Origin of the sequence: Streptomyces sp. enrichment culture, from assembly GCF_964272895.1 — a bacterium.
In the GTDB taxonomy this organism is placed as follows: Bacteria; Actinomycetota; Actinomycetes; order Streptomycetales; family Streptomycetaceae; genus Streptomyces.
In genome coordinates, this window is sequence record NZ_OZ186832.1 from 2,234,548 (window position 1) to 2,251,220 (window position 16,673).

At 73.6% G+C, this 16,673-nt stretch carries 11 protein-coding genes; 3 read left to right on the forward strand and 8 right to left on the reverse strand.

The annotated features are described in order from the left end of the window. Positions 1 to 8: 8 nt before the first annotated feature. The gene (locus ACSU6M_RS10135) at positions 9 to 2,288 is read right to left on the reverse strand and encodes a TOMM precursor leader peptide-binding protein (RefSeq protein ID WP_437068886.1); all 2,280 of its coding nucleotides are present in this window, start codon (positions 2,286 to 2,288) and stop codon (positions 9 to 11) included. Continuing rightward, positions 2,285 to 2,473, reverse strand: a complete 189-nt coding sequence (locus ACSU6M_RS10140; protein ID WP_437068887.1) for a hypothetical protein — start codon at positions 2,471 to 2,473, stop codon at positions 2,285 to 2,287. The genes ACSU6M_RS10135 and ACSU6M_RS10140 overlap by 4 nt, the downstream gene beginning before the upstream one ends. Before the next feature lie 227 nt (positions 2,474 to 2,700). Here ACSU6M_RS10140 and ACSU6M_RS10145 point away from each other — a divergent pair, with 227 nt between their 5' ends. The 3 genes from ACSU6M_RS10145 to ACSU6M_RS10155 all read left to right on the forward strand — a co-directional run bounded on the left by ACSU6M_RS10145 (position 2,701) and on the right by ACSU6M_RS10155 (position 5,190). Next, a complete protein-coding gene (locus ACSU6M_RS10145) occupies positions 2,701 to 3,060 on the forward strand; it encodes an SCP2 sterol-binding domain-containing protein (RefSeq protein WP_437068889.1) in 360 nt (119 codons plus the stop codon). 32 nt (positions 3,061 to 3,092) lie between these two features. After that, complete coding sequence (locus ACSU6M_RS10150) at positions 3,093 to 4,685, forward strand: acyl-CoA carboxylase subunit beta (RefSeq protein WP_437075088.1); 1,593 nt, start codon at positions 3,093 to 3,095, stop codon at positions 4,683 to 4,685. A gap of 100 nt (positions 4,686 to 4,785) precedes the next feature. Then, a complete protein-coding gene (locus ACSU6M_RS10155; RefSeq protein ID WP_437068891.1) occupies positions 4,786 to 5,190 on the forward strand; it encodes a DUF3291 domain-containing protein in 405 nt (134 codons plus the stop codon). Positions 5,191 to 5,248: 58 nt separating this feature from the next. Here the strand turns inward: ACSU6M_RS10155 and ACSU6M_RS10160 are convergent, their stop codons facing one another. The 6 genes from ACSU6M_RS10160 to ACSU6M_RS10185 all read right to left on the reverse strand — a co-directional run bounded on the left by ACSU6M_RS10160 (position 5,249) and on the right by ACSU6M_RS10185 (position 16,670). Beyond that, positions 5,249 to 6,082 (reverse strand): hypothetical protein, encoded by an 834-nt coding sequence (locus ACSU6M_RS10160; RefSeq protein WP_437068893.1) that lies wholly within the window; start codon positions 6,080 to 6,082, stop codon positions 5,249 to 5,251. 106 nt (positions 6,083 to 6,188) lie between these two features. Beyond that, positions 6,189 to 7,073 (reverse strand): lysophospholipid acyltransferase family protein, encoded by an 885-nt coding sequence (locus ACSU6M_RS10165; RefSeq protein WP_437068894.1) that lies wholly within the window; start codon positions 7,071 to 7,073, stop codon positions 6,189 to 6,191. A gap of 149 nt (positions 7,074 to 7,222) precedes the next feature. Continuing rightward, entirely contained in the window at positions 7,223 to 8,131 is a 909-nt protein-coding gene (locus tag ACSU6M_RS10170; protein ID WP_437068895.1) for a hypothetical protein, read from the reverse strand. A gap of 5 nt (positions 8,132 to 8,136) precedes the next feature. Continuing rightward, on the reverse strand, positions 8,137 to 10,995 hold the full coding sequence (locus ACSU6M_RS10175) for a beta-ketoacyl synthase N-terminal-like domain-containing protein (protein ID WP_437068897.1): 2,859 nt from the start codon (positions 10,993 to 10,995) through the stop codon (positions 8,137 to 8,139). Continuing rightward, a complete protein-coding gene (locus tag ACSU6M_RS10180) occupies positions 10,982 to 11,818 on the reverse strand; it encodes a 4'-phosphopantetheinyl transferase family protein (protein ID WP_437068898.1) in 837 nt (278 codons plus the stop codon). Before ACSU6M_RS10180 ends, ACSU6M_RS10175 begins: the two co-directional genes overlap by 14 nt. Next, positions 11,790 to 16,670 (reverse strand): SDR family NAD(P)-dependent oxidoreductase, encoded by a 4,881-nt coding sequence (locus tag ACSU6M_RS10185; protein ID WP_437068899.1) that lies wholly within the window; start codon positions 16,668 to 16,670, stop codon positions 11,790 to 11,792. The genes ACSU6M_RS10180 and ACSU6M_RS10185 overlap by 29 nt, the downstream gene beginning before the upstream one ends. Between the last annotated feature and the right edge of the window lie 3 nt (positions 16,671 to 16,673).

Sequence of the window (16,673 nt, forward strand, 5' to 3'; positions counted from 1 at the left end):
GTGGGGGGTCAGACGAACAGGGGTACGGGGTTCAGCTCGGGCGGGTCGAGGGGCCGCGGCAGCCGCCCCAGGGCCACGGGGACGTCGTAGAGCCGGCCCGGAGCGAACCGGGCCCAGAACGAGCGCAGTCCGGGGACGAGGACCTTGACGACGGGCAGTCCGACGTCGGGCCGGGTCTGGTCCAGGACGAGCAGGTCGAGGCCGCGGGCGCGCACGGCGTCGGTGACGGTGGTGAGGTCCTCGCGCAGGTCGGTGCTGGTGGGGAGGGGGAAGTCGGCGAGGGTGCGCGCGGGGCCCTCGGCGGGGCACAGGTAGGGCTGGTTCCCGGTGGTCGCGGTGCGCCACCAGCCGAGCGGTTCCGGATCGGTCAGGGTGTAGCCGCTGCCGTCGGGCCGGGCGTCCAGGGCCGCCGGGAGCAGCTGGTTGAGCTCGGTCAGCGCCCGCCGCAGGGCGATCCTCGCGTCGAGGTGCGCCCCGAAGCCGAAGACGATGTCCTGCGCCTGTTTGTCGGTGCGGCGGGACAGTGCGGCGAAGACCGGTATGCCGAAGTCGGAGGTGAGGTCGAGCGTCCACACCTCGCGGTGCAGGGCGCGGTGCACGTCGAGCAGTTCCCGCACCCAGGGGTCGTCCGCGCTGTGCAGGTCGAGGGCGGGCTGGCGGGTGCGGTTGTACCACCACAGGGCGACGGCGTCGCGCTCCACGAGTTCCAGGAAGCCCTGCAGGACGGCGTCCTCCAGGCTGCTGCCCGCCGCGTTGCCGTTGGAGTCGGCGTGCGCGAAGCGGCGGCCGGCGACGGGGTGCCGGTGCTCCGCGGCGGTGGAGAAGTACAGCAGCGCGCTGGGCAGCAGCCGGTGCCGGTGCGCGGTGAGCGACCAGACGGGGGTCCAGTCGATGGCGGCGTCCTCGTCGAAGCGTTCGGGCACGCGGTGGAAGCCGGAGTGGCCGGCGTTCCACTCGGCCCGCCCGGTGAACTGCTCGTCGGCGAAGAGCTGGCAGCTGTCCGGGTGGACGGCGAGGTCGCCCAGTTCGCGGTGGGTGGCGCGGATGCGGGGCTCGTCGCCGTGCAGACAGCCGGAGTAGCGTTCGACGGCCTCGCACAGCGCGCTGACCTCGGCCTCCTGCGCGGTGACGCCCTTGCCGCCGTTGACGTGCCGCAGTCCGCGCAGCAGGGCGGCGAGGCCGGTGGTGCCGGGGACCGGACTGGGGCCGGAGCTGAAGCTGTTGAGGAACGCCGGGCCGCCCGTGACGCGGGTGACGTCCGCGACGATCCCGGTGATCGGGCTGATCAGATGGTCGTAGGCGTCCCGCATCTGCTGCACCGAGCGGGAGCGGTGACCGCCGCCCGCGTCGGGCGCCTTGGGGCGCGAGCGCGGGACGACGGGGGCGAGGGCGAGGCCGGCGCCGAGGCCGGGGTCGCCGCAGTCGGGGCACTGCGGCCGCCTGCGCACCACATGGTGCCGGGACACCTGGGTGAGGGTGTCGAAGGTGAGCACCCGGTCCTGCACCCGGTGGTGGCCGGCCAGCCACTGGGCGGCCTCGATCGCCGCCAGGTGCAGACCGGTGGCCAGCGTGCACGGCACCCAGGCGGCGGGTCCGGGGACGGGGCCGGTCCGCCCGAGGGCGGCACCGACCCGCGACTCGACGCCGCGGTGCAGACGTACCGGATGGGCCAGGCAGGACCAGCAGGCGCCGGCGCCCGGCCGGAACACGGGGCCGACCCAGACGGTGGCGCCGGTGGGCTTGGCCAGCAGCCAGGGGCGGCCGGCCGCGCGGAACTCGGCGTCCAGGTCCCCGAGGCGGGGAGCGAGATAGTCGTCGCAGATCACGACGGTCAGGGCGGCGTCGGGTGCGGGCTCCGCCGTGACGGCGAGGGCGGAGGCGCGCAGCGCCCGGACGGCGTGCCGGGCGTCGAGGTCGCCGACGGTGCGCAGTTCCACGAGGGTGGAGGCGGTCCTCAGCCGGGTGGGGCGCCCTTCGAGGCCGGCCAGTTCCCAGTACGCCTCCGCGCTGTGCTCGGTCGGTTCGCAGCCGCGCTGCTCCCGGTACTCGATGAAGCCGGCGTCGGCGAGCTGGGCGAGCAGGGCGGTCAGCCGCTCGGTCGGCAGCGGCGCCGGGGTGTCCCGGAGCAGGGCCGCCAGGTCGCGGCTGCCGTCGAGGAGCGGGGCGACCGCTTCGAGGTGGGGTGCCCGCAGGGCGGTGATCCCGTGTTCGGAGATCAGGTACGTCGCGTCGTCCGGCACCACCTCCACCCGGAGGTGGCGCCGGAACCCGATCAGCTCACGTCTCATGAGGCGTGGTTGCTCGCGTAGCAGAGGGAGAACAGGGCGGGTCTGGCGGAGGGAGCGGTGAGGACTTCGATGACCAGGTCCATGTGCTCGTCCTGGCCCGCGCGGGGCAGGAAGGCTTCCTGGTCGTGGTGCGGCGTGTGGGTGGAGCGGCTTTCCTGCGTGACGACCTGGCTGATGCTCGTCATGGGAAGGACTCCTGTTTTCGAGCGATCCATCGGGGACGGCATCAGCATGCGCGGGGTCGGCTCGCCGGGCACAGTGCCACCCTCACCGGCCACCTGTGAGGAATTCACACTTCAGGCCACGGCTCCCGAGCGGCCGGTGGTCCAGCACCGGTCCACCCCGCTGCCAGGCGGCCCCGGCAGGGTCGAGCCGACGTGGACCCCCGAAACCGCAGAAGGAGGGAGGACCCATGGTGGCCGCCGATCTGACCAGGGAAGCGGAGCGGTCTCTCGACCAGCTCCTCGACTGGGCCTGCGCGGGCACACGGGCCCGGCCGCCCGGCCGGTCCGCCGTGTTCCGCTTCGTCGTCGAGACTCCCGTCGGCGTCAGAACCCGCTATGTGACCACCTCCGCCGAGGGCGCCTCGGTGGTGCCGGCACCGCCGTGGCCGCCCAACGCCACGGTCGTCGTCAGCCAGGAGGACCTGGCCCAGCTCGCGCTCGGCGCCCTGCGCGGTCCGGCCGCGTTCGGCACGGGCCGGCTGCGCATCACCGGTGACGTCTTCCTCGCGATGACCTGGATCGACCAACTGAGGAGGGGACCGCTGTGACCGTCCTGTCCCACGGGACCGTCCCGGAGGCGGTGCCCGCGTTCGCCGAGGACGCGCTGGACGCGAGCCGGTTCACCGGTGGCAGCGGCCGGCTCGCCGAGCTGCGCCGCATCCGGCAGCAGGCCCTGGCCGGCCCCGACCCCAGGGCCACCGAACGGCAGCACGCGCGGGGCAAGCTGACCGCGCGGGAGCGGATCGCGCTGCTGCTGGACGAGGGCTCGTTCACCGAGATCGAGGGCCTGCGCCGGCACCGCGCCACCGGGTTCGGGCTGGAGGCGAGGAAGCCGTACTCGGACGGGGTGGTCACCGGCTGGGGCACGGTCCACGGCCGGACCGTGTTCGTGTACGCCCATGACTTCCGGATCTTCGGCGGCGCGCTGGGCGAGGCCCACGCCGAGAAGATCCACAAGGTGATGGACCTCGCCGCCTCCGCCGGTGCCCCGCTGGTCAGCCTCAACGACGGGGCGGGCGCCCGGATCCAGGAGGGCGTGACGGCGCTGGCCGGGTACGGCGGCATCTTCAGCCGCAACGCCCGTTCCTCCGGCGTCATCCCGCAGATCAGTGTGATGCTCGGCCCGTGCGCGGGCGGGGCGGCCTACTCCCCCGCGCTCACGGACTATGTGTTCATGGTCCGGGAGACCTCGCAGATGTTCATCACGGGGCCGGACGTGGTCAAGGCGGTGACCGGCGAGGAGATCACCCAGAACGGGCTCGGCGGGGCAGACGCCCATGCCGCGGTCTCCGGGGTGGCGCACTTCGCGTACGACGACGAGGAGAGCTGCATCGCCGAGGTGCGGTACCTGCTGTCGCTGCTTCCGCAGAACAACCGCGAACTGCCGCCCGCCGAGACCTCCGACGACCCCGACGACCGCGCCTGCGAGGCGCTGCTGGACCTGGTGCCCGAGGACCCGGCGCGGCCGTACGACATCCGGGCCGTCATCGAGGAGATCGCCGACCACGGCGAGCACTTCGAGGTGCACGCCGCCTGGGCCCGCAGCGTGGTGTGCACGCTGGCCCGGCTCGGCGGACAGGTCGTGGGCATCATCGGCAACCAGCCCTCGTCCCAGGCCGGTGTGCTGGACATCCATGCGTCGGAGAAGGCGGCGCGGTTCGTGCAGACCTGCGACGCCTTCAACATCCCGCTGGTCACGCTGCTGGACGTGCCCGGCTTCCTGCCCGGCGTGGACCAGGAGCACGGGGGCATCATCCGGCACGGCGCCAAACTGCTGTACGCGTACTGCAACGCCACGGTGCCGCGGATCCAGGTGATCCTGCGCAAGGCGTACGGCGGCGCGTACATCGTCATGGACTCCCGGTCCATCGGCGCCGATCTGTCGTTCGCCTGGCCCACCAACGAGATCGCGGTGATGGGCGCCGAGGGGGCGGCCAGCGTGGTGTTCCGCCGGGAGATCGCCGCCGCCGAGGACCCGGAGGCGGAACGGGCCCGGCTGATCGCCGCGTACAAGGAGGAGCTGATGCACCCGTACTACGCGGCCGAGCGCGGTCTCGTGGACGACGTCATCGATCCTCGGGACACCCGGCGGCTGCTGATCGGCTCGCTGCGGATGCTGCGGGCCAAGCACGCCGAACTGCCGTCCCGCAAGCACGGAAACCCGCCCATGTGACGGCGGGTTCGGGTGGACAGCGCACCGGATGGGTAGATCCGGTGCGCTGTCCGTTCCGCTGCCCGGTCGTCCGCGTCGTCATCCTTGAGAAGGAGCTCCCATGAGCCACACCCTGCCCTGGTCCTCGGGGCCGGCCGCCCGGACCGAGGGCGGTCAGGTCGTCGTCATGGCATCCCGGTTGAAACTGAAGTCGCTGGTGCGGGTCCCGCGGTTCTTCCTGCTGTCCGGGGGCGTCTACCGGCAGGCCCAGAACTCCCCCGGCAACGTGGGGGTCTCGCTGCGGGCCGACCCCTGGCGCAAGACGTTCTGGACGCTGTCGGCCTGGGAGAGCCGCGAGGCGCTGAACACGTACATCAGGACCGACCCGCACCTGTCGGTGATGAGCAAGCTGAAGCCGGCGATGCGCGAGTCGCTGTTCACCTCCTGGAAGCAGGACTCCGCCGCCCCGCCGACCTGGGCCGAGGCGGACCGGCGCCTGTCCGCGCAGGAGCAGGCACGCGGTTGACGCGGGCGGACGTACGAGGGCCGGGCAGGGGGCGGTGCCGCCTCCTGCCCGGCCCCTGTCACGCGTGCCGCGGTGCCGGTGCCGCCGCGAACAGGTCGGCCACGACGGCGGTCAGCCGTGCCCCGCCGATCCCGTGCGGCCCCGTGCGCAGGGCGAATCTCACATGCGGCCGCTCCGGGTCCGGCTCGTCCGTCAGCAGCGCGGGCAGCAGCAGCGCCGGGGTGCGCTCGGCGGCCTCGGTGGCACGGGCCAGGAAGCGCAGGCCGCGCAGGCGCAGCGGGGCGGGCAGCCAGTCCAGGGCCGGGATGCCGACGTCCACGACGGGGTCGTCCGGCTCCGGAGCGGTGGCGGGCAGCAGACGGCGGACGGCGGCGGGGGCGCCGGCCAGTTCCTCGGCCAGCAGGCTGACGGTGGGCTCCGCCCGGTCGAGCACCACCAGCAGGTTGCCGCGGGCGGCGAGATACCCGGCCAGCGCCGCGGCCTCGGCGGCGCCGGGCCACACCCCGACAGGCCGCCACCGCCCCGGCCCCGGCCGGCTCCACCGCATCCGCCGGCCGCCCTCGAAGACGACCAGGGTGGTGCCGTGCTGCTCGGTGGGGTGGGCGCAGGAGCCGAGGCCGCCGGGGGCGAGGGTGGCTGCGGCGTCCGCCGGGGGTGGCGTGCGGGGTGCGGCCGGGGGTGGGGTGCGGGGCGCGGCCAGGGGTGCGGGACGGGCCGGTGCGGTGGACGGGGCCGCTGCCGTGGAGGGGGACGGTGCCGTGGACGGGGCCGATCCTGCCGCCACTGCTGCCGCCGCGGTGGACGGGGCCGGGCCTGCCGCCGCTTCCGTCGCTGTCGTCCCCGTGGTCCCCGCTGTCCCGGTGGTCATCGTCACCGCCGTCCCGGTGGTCATCGTCGTCACCGCTCGGACCGCCCTCGCCACGACGGTTCGCCTTCCGTGGCGGCCTCGGCGGGTCGGCGGGCCAGGTCCCGGCCGAGGCCCGAACGCGCCCCGGTGATCAGGATGTTCCTGCGCATGTCTCCTCGTTCCTGGGCTGGTCAGCCCGTCGCTCTGCGGGTACGGAGGGGACGGCCGGCGCCGTCCGCGGGGCGGTGGCGGCCCGGGCGAGGGAGTGCAGCACCGCGATCCGGTGGCGCGCGGTGCGGTCGGGCCGGTGCCCCCGCGCGGAGGCGGCGACGGCGATCTCCTCGGCCCGGCGCAGCAGTTCGCGCCCGCCGGCCGCGTCGGGGCGGCCGTGGGCGGTGCGGGCGCGCTCCCCCAGTTCCGCCATCCGCGCCCTCGCCCGGTCGCGCAGCCCGGCGATGCGCGCGCCGCGCGTCCCGTCGGCGGCGGCGGTCAGCGCGGGGCCGAAGACCAGCCGGGCGGTGGCGCGGCGCGGCCGCAGCTCGCCCTTGGCGAGAATGCGGTCGGAGCCGTGGATCATCACCGGCACGACGGGCACCCCGGTGCGGACGGCGAAGTAGAAGGGGCCGTTGTGGAACGGGGCCAGGCCGCCGCCGGTGAAGCGGGTGCCCTCCGGGTAGGTGCACAGCACGTCGCCGCCGTCGAGCACGTCCTTCATGGCGGTCAGGGCGTGCCGCCCCGGCCGCTCGCTGTCCAGCGGGATGCAGCCCACGCTCAGCCGGACCAGCCGCTTCAGGGGGTGGTGGAAGTTCGCCGCCTTGGCGGGGAAGTAGATGTGCCGGCCGCGCGCCCCGAACAGGGCGGTCTCCAGCAGGTAGTGGTCGAAGAAGCTGAGGTGGTTGGCGACCACGACGAACGGGCCGTCGGCGGGGACATGGCCGAGCCCTTCCACCGCGTCCACGTGGTTCCTCGCCACCCAGTGCCGGAACGGGGTGGCGAGGGTGTCGTCGACCTTGAAGCTTCCCTTGTGGGGGTTCATGGGTTGGGTCGTTCCTTCCCTTGGGCGGCGGCGGTCCGGCGCGTCGGGGCGCGGCTCGTCCGGATCGCGGGCGGCCGGGTGCGGGACGGGCTGGTCCGGCAGGAGGGCGTGGGCCGCCGGGGCTGCTCCGGGCCCCGGCGGCCGGGCCGTCAGACGCGTGCGGGCTCCTCCTCACGCGCCTTCCGCTCCGCCTCCAGCGCCTCCGGCAGCGCCATGAAGCGGCCTGTGAGGCCGGCCACCAGCAGGCCGACCAGGACCACGAGATAGACCCAGGTGAGCGCGTTGCCCCAGCGCACGTCGTCCGCGTACAGGGCGAGCGCGGCCAGCGACAGGACGCTGAGCGTGACGTCGGTGAGGAAGCCGGCCCGCATGCGGTGCAGGTCGTGCTCCCACAGCGCCTGCCAGGCACCGGCGCCGAAGGCGAAGAACCAGGCGCCCAGCATCCGGGCGTCCAGCGGCTCCAGCTGCCAGGCCCAGGCGTCGCCGACGGTCTCGGGGGCGATCCACAGGGCGAAGGCCAGCCCCCACAGCACCGCGCCCATGACGGCGGTCGGGATGCTGACGTCGGCGCGCATCGGGGCGGGGCCGCGCGGGTCGGCGGCCTTGGGGCCGGTGTTGTGCGCCTTGTAGACGACGTAGCAGGTGATCGGGAACGCCGACAGGGAGATCAGCCACAGCCAGGCGAACACGCGGGCGAGGCCCGGTCCCTCGGTGAAGTGGAACTCGTCGGCGTAGACCCCGGTCAGGACCAGCGCCGACAGCAGCAGGGTGATCGGCGCGAAGACGGTGCCGCGGGCGCTCGTCCAGTCCTTCTCCGGCAGGGTCAGGACGAACATGGTGCAGGCGCCCGCGTAGCCGGCGCCCAGCACGGCGGCGGTCAGCGACGAGCCGGTCTCCCAGGCGAAGAGGTCGCCCGTGCGGGAGGAGAAGAGGAACAGCGGGACGAAGCAGAGCGCGCAGTGGATGAGGACGGGCCAGAAGAACAGGCTGCGCAGCAGGGGGTGTACGGGCCGGGCGATCCGCTCCTCGGAGCGGACCGGTTCGATGGTGGTTGCCATGGCGGTCACCTCGTGACGGTGGGGTGGGTGGACGGTGCGGCGGAGCCGCCGGGACGGAGCAGACGGAGGGTCAGCTGCGCCTTGCGCGCGAGGTCGACGTAGGACGCGTAGCTGAACCCGAGGCGGTATCCGCCCGGTGTCTCGGGGGCGAGGCGGTCGAGCGGGACGATCTCGCCCCGCGCCAGCAGTTCCAGCTGGGCCAGCAGCTGCTCGTAGGTGGGGGCGGTGAGGTAGCCGGTGCCGGGATCGTCGGGGGAGGCGGTGGCGGGGCGCGGGGCCTGCTCGGGTACGGCGGGCAGCTCGTCGTCGAGGGCGGCGTCGCGGCGGATGCGCAGCGAGTAGCCCCAGCCGCTCTCGATCTGCGGGAGCTTGACCCGCGCGATGTCCGGCGCGCCCTCCTCGGCGGCCCGCATCCGGGCGATGACCTCCACCGCGCGCAGCGCGCCGTCGGCCCCGTAGAAGAAGGGGACGCCGGGCCGGGCCACGGGGATGTCGGCGTCGGCGCAGCCCACCCCGTCGATGACGGCGAGCACCTTCTCGCCCTCGGTGACCTTGTCGAGCGGTTTGACGACGAGGAAGGCGGCGCCCTCGGCCGGGGTCAGGCCGTCGGTCGCGTGCCCCGCCTCCGCCAGCCGGCGCTCGAAGAGCCGGGTGAACTCGGGGGTGAGGTTGGCGTGCACCCCGCCGACGAGGGCGACCTCGCACTCGCCCTGTTCGAGGTTGCGCTTGGCGAGCCCGAGGGCGGTGCCGAACGAGCACAGGTCGTCGTCGATGACGACGCCGGGCCCGCGCAGGTCGAAGATGTTCTGGATGCGGCCGGCGGTGATGTTGTCCATGTAGCCGGGCAGCGCGTTCTCCCGCGTGAGCGGGATGTAGCGGTGCACCTCGCGGGTGTAGTCGGCGACGAGGGCCCTGCGGGTCTCCTCGTCCAGCTCCCGGAAGCCCGGTACGTCCTCCAGGGCCCGCTCGAACTCCACCAGGCGGATACGGAAGTTGCGGGTCAACCCGGATTCGAGGCCGCAGGTCGCGCCGACGAAGACGCCGGTGTCGACGCGGTCGGCGATGTCCGCGCCGTACTCCTCAAGGGCCTGCCCGGCGGCCATCACCGACAGCAGCTGCGCCCGGTCGAGGTCCTCCAGGACGTTGGGCGGGATGCGGTACGTCTTCCAGGGGAAGTCCAGGTCGGTGACGACCCCGCCGCGCCAGGTGCCCTCCGGGTCGTAGACGGCGGCGGCGTCGGGGTGCCAGCGGTCGGCGGGGAAGCCGGTGACTCCGGCGTCGGGTGCCCGGTCGCGGGCGAGGCTCGCGGTGTCGCGGGCGAAGGGGGCGACGCAGCCGATGCCGAGCACCGCGAGGGGGGCGTTGGCCGTGGCGCGGCCGCGGTCGGTGTGGCTCTGCTGCCGCAGGGCGGCGTCGGCGTGGTGCACGGGGTCGTACTGCTCGACGACGACGCTGGTGTTGACGCCGCCGAACCCGAAGGCGTTGGTCAGGGCGCGGCGCGGCCGGCACTCCTCGGGCGCCTGCCACGGCTCGGCGGCGACCGGCACCCGGAACGGTGAGCCCTCCAGCTTCATGGCGCGCGGGGCGCGGGTGAAGGCGTGGGTGGGCGGCACCGTCTCGTGCTTGAAGGACAGCAGGATCTTCAGCAGGTTGGCCATGCCTGCGGCCGAGAAGGTGTGCCCGATCTGGGCCTTGACCGAGCCGAGCAGCACCGAGCCGGGTGCCGCCTCGCCGCCCTCGTACAGCTGCTGGAGGGAGGTGACCTCGACGAGGTCGCCGGTGGAGGTGGCGGTGGCGTGGGTCTCGATGTAGTCGAGCTCCTCGGGCCGGGCGTCGGCGAGTTCGAGGGCGCGGCGCATGGCGGCGACCTGACCGCGGGAGGACGGCGCGTAGATGGCCTTGCCCTTGCCGTCGCAGCGGGTGGCGACGCCGCGGATCACACCGTGGATGGTGTCGCCGTCGCGCACCGCGTCGCTGAGCCGCTTGAGCAGGACGGTGCCGGAGCCCTCGCCGTTGATCAGTCCGCTGGCGCCCTCGTCGAGCGGGGTGCTGCGGGTGGCGGACAGGCCGCCGATCTTGGCGAAGCAGACGTTGCCGGTGATGTTCATGTTGCCCTGCACGCCCGTGGCCAGGACCATGTCGTGGCTGCCGTCCTGGAGGTACTTCACGGCGGTGTCGATCACGGTGAGGCCGGAGGCGCAGGCCGCGTCGCCGATCGCCGCGGGGCCCGGCAGACCGAGCACACGGGCGACGGCCTTGGCGACGCTGACCTGGAAGACATGGGCGGCGGGCCCGGCGTCGGCGTCGTACAGGCGGCGTCTGACGGCGGCCGGGAAGCCGCTCTCGATGGCCGCCCGCCGCTCGTCGTCCAGGCCCCGGAAGGTGTCGCCCTGGCGCATGTGGTGCAGCACCTCGGTGGCCCGGAAGGCCAGCGAGGACTCCATGACGGCCTCGTCGCCGAGCATGTTCCCGACGAACAGCGCGGTGTCCGTGGTGGTCAGCCGGCTCGGGCGGTACCCGGACATCCGCAGTGTCTGCAGGACGGTGTCGAGGACCATCAGCTGGGTGCGGTTGAGCTCGGCGACGCCCTCGCGGCCGATCCGGGTCAGCTCCTCCAGCCCGGAGGGTCCGGCGTAGTCCTGAAGGAAGCCGCCCCAGCGGCAGTACGTCTTGTCCACGACGCCCTTGTCCTCGTCGTGGTAGTCCTGCCAGTCCCAGCGCTCCTCGGGCGGCGAGCCGATGCCGATCCTTCCGCCCAGGACGTTCTTCCAGAACGTGTCCGCGTCGTACGAGTCGGGCGGGAAGACACAGCCGTATCCCACCACGGCGATCGGGTCGAAACCCTGCAAGTCAGTCCCAGGCACGGAGCTGCCCTTTCTGCTGATGGCCTTCCCGCGGCCGGGGGGCCACGGAGGCGATGGCGAAGATGTGGTCGGTGAGCCGGCCGTAGCGCACGGCGACGTGGTGTCCGGGGTCGGCGTCCGCCGGGAAGCTGACGTCGAAGACGCCGGCGGTGTCGTCGGCCGCGCGCAGCCGGGCGGTTCCCCAGCCGTGCGCGAAGCCGATGCCGTACGCCTTGAGCAGTGCTTCCTTGACCACCCAGAGCGCGGTGCCCCGGTGGCCGGTGTCGAAGGCCCTGAACGCCCGCTGGGCCAGGGCCGTCTCGTGGTCGGTGAAGACGGTGCGCCGCAGCGCGGGACCGAAGTCGCGCAGCGGTTCCACGTCGACCCCCACCCGGCCGCCCTGGGCCAGGGCGCACACCGCGAACCGGAGGGTGTGCGCGAGCGAGAGGTCGCTGATGTGCCGGCCGAGCGGCCCGGTGAGGTCCGGGGACCGGGCGGACAGCCGGGGCTTGCCCGCCCGGCCGCCCGGCTTGCCGCCGAGGACGGCGAGTTCGCTGGGCGGCACCGGCACTCCGGCCCGTTCCAGGGCCAGGCACACCAGGCGTTTGGCGGCGACCCGCCCGGCCAGCCACTCCACCTGCCGCTTGGGCACGGTGATGCGGGTGAGCACGGGGAGTTCCGCCGGTGCCAGGTAGTGCGCCAGATAGTCCGCGGGGTTCGCCGCGAAGTCCCCGCGCACCTGGGCGATCGGCAGCCATTCGGTGGTGACGGAGCCGCCGCCGGGCAGCGGGCTGCCGCTGCCCGGCAGCGCGGTCTCAGTCCAGGAGACGCGTATCGCCCTCATCACGTCCCACCTGGGTGACGACGAGGCCCTGGATCTCGCAGAGCGTGGTGCCGGCGAGGTCGGCGATGCGGGTGTCGATCCGCAGCTGTCCGGGCCTGCCGCCGGGGTCGGCGGCGACGGTCGAGTCGGTGTGCACGGTCTCGCCGGGCAGCGGGGTGCGGTAGAAGCGCATCGCCTCGATGGAGACCGGCACCACATGGCTGCCGAGGTGGTGGTACGCCCACAGCAGGGTGGACCGCCAGGCGTTGTCGACGACGACGGGCAGGGTCCGCAGCCGGGGTGTGGCGATGGAGGAGAACAGTCCGCGTCCGGCGTCCACCGCGATCTCGCTGACCATCCGGCCGTCCTCGATGTCGCCGAGGAACCCGATGCGTCTCACCTGCCGGAAGCGGGGGCCGAAGGTGATCTGGCGGGCGGCCCGCTCGTAGAACCGCTCCAGGTCCAGTTTCGTCGACTTCTCGACGAGCTGGGCGAGTTCACGGTCCGGGGCGGGTGGCTCGGCCGGCTGGGGTGCGAACAGATAGGTGCCGCGGGAGTGCACCCGGTCGGCCTCCAGCATCCGGCCGTCGGCCGTGACCAGGTCGGAGCGGATCTCGGCGCGGATGCGGCCGGGATCGTCCTGCCGGGTGGCCTCCAGGCGCAGGTCGAGCGGGAAGTTCGGCAGATGCTTGACGAACTTCAGGAACTCCACGCCCTCGGCGGCGACGACGGTGTGCCCGGGGACGAGCAGCTGAGCCGCCTGCACCTGCGCCTCGATGTGCAGGACGCCGGGGAAGGTGCCCGCGCCCTTGACCCGGTGGTCGTCGAGGTAGCGGTCGGCGCGCGGGTCGAGGCGTTTGACGGCCCGTACCCGGTCGGCGCCCTGCTCGGTGACCCGGTCCAGCAGCGGCAGGGCGATCCGGTCCCGGACGCCGCCGTCGGGGCCGACGGGCACGGCGACGCCGGTGCGGGTGGCGTCCAGGGAGGCGTCCTGGCCGCCGTAGCTGTTCCGGCCGATCTCCCCGAAGACCAGCACCTCGGGGTCGTCGCCGCCCTGGAACACCTCCCGCGCGAAGTGCTGCACTCCTTCCTCGACGCTGATGTAGCGCAGTCCGCGCACCTCTTCCTGGATGCGCCGTACGGCCTCGGTGGCGGCCATCCCGACGTCCGCCCAGCCGGTCCAGCACAGGGTGAAGACACGGATGTCCGGGTGCCGCCGGGCCAGCAGCGCCGACAGTTTGGAGACGAGGTCGGCGCCGGCGGTGTAGTCGACCTGGCCGTCCATGCCGAACCGGCCGAGGAAGGAGCCGAAGAAGCCGAAGAACTTCGGCTTGTCGTCCTTGACGGCGTGCCAGAGGTGGTGGGCGCCGTCGGCCTTGACCCGCACCACGTGCCGGGCGTGCTCCAGGGACTTCTTCGGCACGGTGGCGACGGACTCCAGTCCGGCGGCGTGCACGACGCCGTCGATACGGCCGTAGCGCCGCCGTACGGCGTCGACGGTCGCGGTGACCTGGTCGCCGTCGGAGACGTCGCAGATCTCGTAGACGGACAGCGGGTTGATCGCGCGCAGTTCCTCGATGTTGCGGCGCAGGGCGCGGGAGTTGGCGAGCGCGGCGAACTGTCTGCGGGCCTGCACCGGGGTGACGGCGGGGTCCTTCTGCTTGGCCTGCCGGAACCAGTTCTTCCCGAGCTCGGCGAAGGCGTCGTCGTCGAGCGCCATCCACTCCTCGGTGCCCTCCGCGGGCCGGGTGCGGCCGAGGACGACCACGCGGACGCCCTCCAGCCGGGCGATCTCCTTGGCGCACTCGTACGTGATGCCGCGCGAGCCGCCGGAGAAGACGACGACGCTGCCGGGGTCCAGCCGCAGCGGCTGCTGGTGTGCGTGGGAGCCGAGTTCGTGCGGCAGCACCTGGACGATCTTGCGCAGGCCGCGGACGTGTCCGACCTCGACGCTCGGCTCGGCACGGGTGGTGATCTCGGCGAGCAGGGTCTCGGCCGCGGTGGCGGCGTCGCCCTCGGTGAAGTCGACGACCTTGACGCGGCTGTCGGGGAGTTCGAGGTCCAGGCTCTTGGCGAAGCCGGTGGTCAGGCCCCCGAGCGGGTCCATGGCCCCGTCGGCCTCCAGTCCGAAGACCCCGCCGATCGCGGTGGCCGCGAACCAGCCGCCCTCCGGCCCCGCCGCGGCGAGGTCGGCGTAGTAGGACTTGGCGGCCAGGAGGTTGACGGTGAAGTGCTGGTCGGCCCGGGTGCTCCAGTCACCGGCGGTCCGGTCGAAGGAGGTCGTCGCGGCGACCGGGTCGGGGCCCGTGCCGTAGGGGTGGAGATTGACGACGATCTGCGCCGGGGTGCCGGCCCGGGCGGCGGCCAGGGCCTCGGTGAGGGATTCGGCCGAGCTGAAGTCGGCGCGGGCCGTGGGCCAGCCGTCCAGGACGGCGCTCTCGGGCGCGACGACGTGGGGGCGGGCGCCTCGTGCGGTGAGCCGGGGCAGCAGCTCGCGGGCGAGGGCCGTGTCCTGTCCGGTGATCACCACGACGGCCTTGCCGTCCAGGGAGAACGGCTGTGCGCCGGGGTGGTCGAGCGGGCTCTCGACGGCGAGGGGGACATAGCGTCCGGCGATCCGGTCGACCGTGCGCTCCAGGACGGGCGGCAGCACCGGCCGGGCGGGCGCCGCCCCGGGTATGTGGCTGTCGTCGGAGCCGCCGCCCCCGGCGTCTCCCCCGCCGCCGGAGCCGCCGCCGCCCGTGCCGCGGGGGCTGCGGCCGGTGGCCGCCTGGAGTCCGGCGACGAACTCGGCGATCCGGCCGAGGGTGTTGAGCGAGGCCGTGTCGATGTCCTCGACGACCGGCAGCCCCAGCACCTCCCGCACCTCACCCAGGATCTCCGCCTGCTTCACGGAGTCGATCCCCAGATCCGCCTCCAGATCCAGATCGGCCTCCAGCAGATCCGCCGGATACCCGGTTTTCGCCTCGGCGACCTGCCAGACCACACGGTCCACCTCGGCCCGCTGCTCGGCGCCGACCTCGGGGACTTCCGCCGCGCCGGTGACCTCTACGGGGGTGGCGGCCGTCGCCGTGGGGTTCTGGGCGGCCTGGAGTCCGGCGACGAACTCGGCGATCCGGCCGAGGGTGTTGAGCGAGGCCGTGTCGATGTCCTCGACGACCGGCAGCCCCAGCACCTCCCGCACCTCACCCAGGATCTCCGCCTGCTTCACGGAGTCGATCCCCAGATCCGCCTCCAGATCCAGATCGGCCTCCAGCAGATCCGCCGGATACCCGGTCTTCGCCTCGGCGACCTGCCAGACCACACGGTCCACCTCGGCCCGCTGCTCGGCGCCGACCTCGGGGACTTCCGCCGCGCCGGTGGCCGCCGCGGGGGTGGCGGTCTGGACGGCGTCGTCGGTCCGCTCGCCCGCCGCCGGATCCGCGACGGTCTCCCGTTCCGCCGTGGTGGAGGCACCCGCCGTGCGCGATGCCTCGATGAGCTGGTCGAGGAGATGCCCGAGCGGCGCGTCCGCGTCGGTGGCGACGGGCGTGACCGCCGGCCCCAGGTGCGCGGCGAGCGCGGCGGCCAGCTCCGCACGGACCCGCGGGCTCAGCCCGAGTCCGGCGCCCATCAGCTGGGCCGGGTCGAGGAGTCGTACGGGATAGCCGGTGTAGCGGGCGGCGACCTTCAGCAGGCCGTCGCGCAGCTGCGCGGTGGTGGCGCCGGCCTCCCGGTCCTCGGCGGGCTGCGGGTGGGCGGCGGACGGCTGCGGCTCGGCGGTGGACAGTCCGTGCACCTCGGCGTAGGCGGTGAACCGGCGCATGCTCTCCACCGCGCCGAGCGACTGGATGTTGGTCGCGGTGACCAGTGCCTCCTGGTCGGCGTCGGCGAGGATCCGCTCGGTGAGGCCGGACAGGATCGACTTGGGGCCGACCTCGACGAAGCTGTTGAAGCCCTCCGTGTGCATCCGGCCGATCAGCTCCTGGAAGCTGAAGGGCGTGACCAACTGGCGGGCGAGCAGCAGGGGCAGGTCCCCCAGGTCCTGCTCGGCGTAGTAGTCGCCGATCACCGTGGAGAGCACCGGGACGCGTGGCGCGTGCCAGTCGAGCGAGGCGAGCGTGCGCTCCAGATGCGGTACGGCGTCCTCCAGCAGGCTGGAGTGGAAGCCGTGCGAGACCCGCAGCCGGGTGGCCTTGATGCCCCGCTCGCGGCAGAGCTCGGCGGCCCGGTCGATCGCGTCGGAGTCACCGGAGAGCACGGTCTGGTCGGGCGAGTTGACCAGGCTGCGGGTGAGGTAGCCGTCGCGGCCCAGCAGCAACAGCAGCCGGCCGAGCTGTTCACGGCTGCGGTCGCTGTCGGTGTGCAGGCTGAGCATGCCGCCGCGGCGCTCCTCGGGGACGACCTTGACGGCCACACCCCGCCCGTACACGGCCCGCACCCCGTCCTCCAGGGACAGCGCCCCGGCCGCGACGAGCGCGCTGATCTCGCCCAGGCTGTGCCCGATGTGCGCCTCGGCGGTGATGCCGCGGCTTTCCAGGATGCGGTGGACGACCATGCTGCCGGCGAAGATCGCGGGCTGCATCACCACGGGGTCCTGGAGCTCGCGCGCCGGGTCGTGCCCGCCGGAGCTGAACAGGCGGCTGGTCAGGGTGTGTCCGGCGAGCGCGCGGTAGGTCTCGTCGATGCGCTCGAAGGTCTCGGCGGCCACCGGGTTCTCGGCCGCGAGGTCGGCGAACATGTCCGGGTACTGCGCCCCGTGGCCGGGGAACAGGAAGGCGGTGCGCAGCGGGGTGCCGGTGGTGCCCAGGTAGACGCCCTGGGCCTGGAGGGCGCGCCGGCCGGCCGCGGACGTCCGCTCCGGGTGCTGGACTTCGGTCTCTGCGATGGTCACGTC